We start from the raw sequence: 4,620 nt of genomic DNA, 5'->3' as shown, positions 1-4,620 counted from the left end.
GGGACGATGGGACGTAAAACGCCGCCATCAACAAGCAGTTGAGATAAGGCTGTGGTCTTCGAAAAACCCAATAGCTGCATGGATTAGCGGTGAGTTCCTTAGAAGTTCAATTTACGGCACGCAAATCTCAGCGCCGTGAGGCGTTCTTATGTACGCCGCAGCGACTTCGAGATGCAGCGCAACGCGGAAAGTTGGCTTTTTGCGGTACCGTCAAGGTTCGGCCAACCCGATGACAGCGGCAAACCGGCCGGTTTCGCGGCTGCGGCGGTAGGAAAAAAACAGATGGGGGTTGCAGCGCGAACAGGTCTGGCTGCACTCGATCTGGGCTGCCGGCAGCCCGGCGGCGCGCAGCTGGTCCCGGGAAAGGGCCCAGAAATCGAAATGGTCGCGGCGAATCCGGTAGCCCCAGAATTTTTCCGGAATCTCCTCCCGGTAATTGACAAACTCTGCGCAACAGGGCCCCAGCGAGGGGCCGATGCCGGCCAGGATTGTCTCGGGGTGGCAGCCGAAGCGCTCCTGCATCTGCCCCACGGCCCGGCCGAGGATATTGGCGATGCTACCCCGCCAGCCGCAGTGCACATTGGCCACCACCCGGCGCCGGGGATCGTAGAGCATGACGCTCTGGCAGTCGGCCACCTGGATCAGCAACAGACGGCCGGGAAAATCCGTGACGGCGCCGTCTGCCAGGGGCGGTGAGGGCTCCGGCGGCCGTTGAGCGCCCTCTTCCCGGGAAAAACCGAGAACGGCCGTCCCATGGGTCTGGCGCAGCCCCACCAGCTCCCCGCCGCCGACCGCGCTCACCAGCATCTGCCGGTTGGCAACGACCGCCGCGGGCTCGTCGCCGCAGTCGAAACTCACATTGAGCCCCCGAAAGGCCCCCCGGCTGCGGCCGCCCAGGCGGGTGAAGACCGCGTGCCGGACTTCCGGCCGTCGGGCCAGTTGGTGAAACTGAAAAAACCCCAACCCCTCCCGGGTTCTGAATATCATCGTTTTCTACCGTTTGCCTGAAACCGCCTTGGGGACGCAGCATAAACCGGCGCCGCTTTCCTCAGCAGTAGCGCTGCACGATCCGGCCGATGATCGCGCTGGTGGAGATGCCGGCTTCAAGGGCGATCCGCACCACCTCTCCTCCGGCGGCCTTGACTTCGGCGGCCCCCACAATCTGGATCTCCTCCCAGTCGGCCCCCTTGACCAGGACCTCCGGTCGGATCGCCGCGATCAGGTCCCCGGGCTCGGGCCGGTCGAAGAGGGTCACAAAATCCACGCAGGCCATGGCGGCCAGCACCGCCGCCCGCTGCTCTTGGGTGACGATCGGGCGCCGCGGCCCCTTGATGGCGGCCACCGAACGGTCGGAGTTGAGCCCCACCACCAAACAGTCACCACAGGCGCGGGCCGCCTGCAGGTAGCGCACATGCCCGGCATGCAGGATATCGAAACAGCCGTTGGTGAAAACCACCCGCCGGCCGGCACGCCGCAGGGCCTCCAGCCCCTCCAGGAGCACCGCGCGGGTAACGATTTTGGGATCCATGGGCGCTCCTGTCCACAAGCCCTTTTCCGGAAGCGACGCCGCCGCGCTGCCCTCAGAGGGTTCGGGCGACGGTCAGCACCGACACCGCCCGGGCCCCGACCTCCAGCAGAACCCGCGTGCAGGCTTCGGCGGTGGCCCCGGTGGTAAAGACATCGTCCACCAGCAGGACGTGTTGCCCCCGGACCCGCCCTTGGTCCGCATCGGGCCCCGGGGCAAAGGCGTTTTGAAGGTTGGCCCGCCGCTCACGGCGTCCAAGTCCGGTCTGGGGCACGGTCGCCCGCCGCCGGATCAGGGCCTTGCGGGCGATCGTCACGGGCCGGCCGCCGGCCCCCGGCGAGCGGCCCAGGCGGGGCCATTCGCGCACCAGGAGATAGGCCTGGTTGAAGCCCCGCTCGCGAAACCGGCGCCGGTGAAGGGGTACCGGCACCACCAGATCGGCGTCGGCCAGCGTCCCGCAATGCTGGAAGGTGTCGAACAGGAGACGGCCGAGGGGCCGCGCCAGCTGGATCTTGCCGCCGTATTTCAGCAGGTGCACCAGCTGCATCAGGGCGCCCTCGTAGACCCCAGCCGCCCGGGCGGCGGCAAAGGCCGCCGGCCGGCGTATGCAGCGGCCGCAGAGGCGATCATGCCCCACGCGGCTGGTGAACATCAGGCCGCAGCGGGGGCACAGCGGGGATACCAGCGGGCGGCAGACCTTGCGACAGGCCGGGCAGAGAACACGGGAGAGCAAGGGGCCGAAGCCGGCCGCCGGCGGCGCCGAAGCCGGCCCCCGCCCGGCATGGGGCGCGCCGCAGCCCGGACAGCGGTCGGGAAAGACCGCCGCCAGGAGACGATTGGCGACCCAGGCCCCGGCCCGCACCACCGGCCTCAGGCCCCGGCCCGCAACGGGGCCTGGGCCCATCGGCTCCGGCCCGTGGGCCGCTGGGGCTGACACCGCGGCCTACCCTGCGCTTCCCGCCTCGAGAATCTCCGCCACCCGGGCGGCGAACTCCGAGCAGCGAACTTCACGGGCGCCCTGGATCTGGCGCGCCAGATCATAGGTCACGGTGCCCTCCCGGATGGCGGCCTGGAGGGCCTGGCGAATCCGGTCGGCGGCCTCCCGCCAGCCCATGTGCTCCAGCATCATGGCGCCCGAGAGAATCAGCGAGCTGGGGTTGACCTTGTCCAGATCGGCATACTTGGGCGCCGTGCCGTGGGTGGCTTCGAAGACCGCGCAGGCGTCCCCGATATTGGCCCCCGGCGCCATCCCCAGCCCGCCCACCTGGGCGGCGAGGGCGTCGGAGAGATAGTCGCCGTTGAGATTCGGGGTGGCGATCACGGCAAACTCGTCGGGGCGCAACAGCACCTGCTGGAAAAGCATGTCCGCGATGCGGTCCTTGATGATCACCTTGCCCGCCGGCGCCCGGCCGTCGTAGCGCTCCCAGAGGTCGGCCTCGGTGAGGGTTTGCTCCCCGAACTTCTCCCGGGCCACCTCGTAGCCCCACTGGTTGAAGGCCCCCTCGGTAAACTTCATGATATTGCCCTTGTGCATCAGGGTCACGCTGGGCTTGCCGTTGGCGATGGCGAAGGCGATTGCCCGCGCCACCAGTCGCTTGGTGTTGACGGCGCTGATGGGTTTGATGCCGATGCCGGCCCCCGGCGGCAGGCGGACGCCCATCTCGGACTCCAGAAAGGCGCTCACCCGGCCGGCCTCGGGGCTGCCGGCCTGCCACTCGATCCCGGCGTAGAGGTCCTCGGTGTTCTCCCGGAAAATCACCATGTCGATCTTTTCGGGATGCTTCATTGGGCTGGGCACGTTTTCGATGTACTTCACCGGCCGCACGCAGGCGTAAAGGTCGAGCTTCTGGCGGATCGCGACGTTGACGCTGCGAATGCCCTTGCCCACCGGGGTGGTCATCGGCCCCTTGATGGCCACCACATGTTCCCGGATGGTGTCCAGGGTCTCTTCCGGCAGCCATTCGCCGGTCTGCTGAAAGCCCTTTTCGCCGGCCAGCACCTCCAGCCACGCGATCTGGCGCCGGCCCCCGAAACAGGCCGTAACTGACCGGTCGATGACCAGGCGGGTGGCGCGCCAGATGTCGGGGCCGATACCGTCGCCCTCGATGAAGGGGATCACCGGCTGGTCGGGAACGGTCAGCGTGCCGTCGGGCTGAACCGTGATCTTGGCGTTTGCGTTCATCGTGTTTTTTCTCCCGGGTGTTTGGGGTTATGGCAGCGGTGAACGGGTTTTCGTGGGCAGGGGGGTACCGCCCGATCGCTGCCGCAGCGCCTCGTAGATCGCGATGGCACCCGCCACCGAGGCGTTGAGCGAATCGATCCGCCCCATTTGGGGGATCGCGGCCAAAAAATCGCAGTGGGTCTTGACCAGCGGCCGGATGCCCCGCCCCTCGCCGCCGACCACGATGGCCGTCGGAGTCCGCAGATCAATTTCAAACAGCGACCGATCGCCGCCGCGGTCCAGCCCCACCGCCCAGAAGCCCTGGGCCTTTAAGGCGCGCAGCGTGCCGACGACGTTGGTCACCCGGACCAGCCGGATGTGCTCCAAAGCCCCGGCCGAGATCTTGGATACCGCCGGTGTGGGCGCCGCGGCACGGTCCTTGGGAATCACCATCGCGGCCACCCCGGCACAGTGCCCGGTGCGCACCAGGGCCCCCAGGTTGTGGGGGTCGACCACGTTGTCCAGGATCACCACCAGCGGTTGGTGCCTGCCGGCAGCCGGGTTGGCCAGGGCGCTTTGCAGGTCGGCAAAGGGGTAGGGCCCCACCCGGGCCGCAAGCCCTTGATGCTGGGGCGTCCCGGCGAGGGCCTGGAGCTGACCGCCGGAAAGGGTTTCCACCACCACCTGCGCCTGCCGTGCCAACTCAAGGGCCGCCTGGAGCCGCCGGGAGGGGCGGTTGAGGGTATAAAGCCCAAAGACCCTCCGGCGCCCGGCGCGCAGAGCCTCGCAGACAGGGTGAATGCCGTAGAGCACCTCGGTCTGGGCCATGACGAAGATTTCCTGCGAAAAGACGGCGGCGCCGCCCCAAAAGAGCTGCCTCCCAGAAGCCATGATGGCCGGCAGGGCCCCGGCCGAGGACCGCGACGCAGTGAAG

5 protein-coding genes are annotated in these 4,620 nt (G+C 68.1%); all 5 read right to left on the bottom strand.

The window, feature by feature from the left end:
- Positions 1–210 precede the first annotated feature (210 nt).
- Entirely contained in the window at positions 211–987 is a 777-nt protein-coding gene (locus LJE63_16645; protein MCG6908233.1) for a polyphenol oxidase family protein, read from the bottom strand.
- A gap of 61 nt (positions 988–1,048) precedes the next feature.
- Complete coding sequence (gene rfaE2 / locus LJE63_16640; GenBank protein MCG6908232.1) at positions 1,049–1,528, bottom strand: D-glycero-beta-D-manno-heptose 1-phosphate adenylyltransferase; 480 nt, start codon at positions 1,526–1,528, stop codon at positions 1,049–1,051.
- A gap of 52 nt (positions 1,529–1,580) precedes the next feature.
- Positions 1,581–2,429 carry a ComF family protein gene (locus LJE63_16635; protein MCG6908231.1) on the bottom strand — a complete coding sequence of 283 codons (849 nt, stop codon included), beginning with the start codon at positions 2,427–2,429 and terminating at the stop codon, positions 1,581–1,583.
- Positions 2,430–2,468: 39 nt separating this feature from the next.
- On the bottom strand, positions 2,469–3,707 hold the full coding sequence (icd, locus tag LJE63_16630; protein ID MCG6908230.1) for an isocitrate dehydrogenase (NADP(+)): 1,239 nt from the start codon (positions 3,705–3,707) through the stop codon (positions 2,469–2,471).
- A gap of 27 nt (positions 3,708–3,734) precedes the next feature.
- On the bottom strand, positions 3,735–4,620 hold an 886-nt coding region (gene rlmB / locus LJE63_16625), incomplete at its 5' end, for a 23S rRNA (guanosine(2251)-2'-O)-methyltransferase RlmB (protein MCG6908229.1).

The organism is Desulfobacteraceae bacterium (genome assembly GCA_022340425.1).
Taxonomy (GTDB): Bacteria; Desulfobacterota; Desulfobacteria; order Desulfobacterales; family JAABRJ01; genus JAABRJ01.
Note: the sequence above shows the minus strand (reverse complement) of the source record. Positions and strands in the feature narration are given on the sequence as shown.